Genomic DNA, 525 nt, shown 5'->3' on the forward strand with positions numbered 1-525 from the left:
GTGTTTGAGCCGGACCCGCTGTTTCCGACCTCCGGCGTGTTCCGGGCTGGGCTGGCGAGCTTCACCAAGCTGTTTGCGGATAAGTTTGCCGCCCAGGGCGTGCGGATGAACAACGTGCTGCCGGGCTTCATCGACAGCTTGCCAGAGACTGAGGACCGCAAGGCTCGGATCCCGATGGGCCGCTATGGCACGGCCCGTGAAGTGTCGTCGCTGATTGCCTATCTGGCCTCGGATGATGCGGGTTACACCACTGGCCAGAACATCCGTGTGGACGGGGCGCTGACCCGCGCTATCTGAACTGCTCCGCCTGGACGCAAGGAGGCTGCGCCCGTCCCTTCCCAGGGCCGGGCGCGTCGCCATGCGGGCTCCAGCCGCGAAACTTCCCGAACTAGAGCCCATTATCCGCCTTTAGGATCAATCATCGGCTTGGCCTTGCCGCGCTGCAAGCCCAGCTGATGCTCGCGCCAGATCACCAGCCCGTTGCCGGCAATCACCAGTGCGGCACCCGCCAGCATCACCAGCGTC

1 protein-coding gene and 1 pseudogene are annotated in these 525 nt (G+C 64.8%); one reads left to right on the forward strand and one right to left on the reverse strand.

All coding sequences use genetic code 11. The features are described 5' to 3' along the window. On the forward strand, nucleotides 1-297 hold a 297-nt coding region (locus RA19_RS25305), incomplete at its 5' end, for an SDR family oxidoreductase (protein WP_039168685.1). Between the two features lie 101 nt (nucleotides 298-398). Here the strand turns inward: RA19_RS25305 and RA19_RS27590 are convergent. Next, nucleotides 399-525: pseudogene (locus RA19_RS27590) on the reverse strand (EamA/RhaT family transporter); the annotation flags it as partial.

Origin of the sequence: Leisingera sp. ANG-M1, assembly GCF_000813745.1 — a bacterium.
Taxonomy (GTDB): Bacteria; Pseudomonadota; Alphaproteobacteria; order Rhodobacterales; family Rhodobacteraceae; genus Leisingera.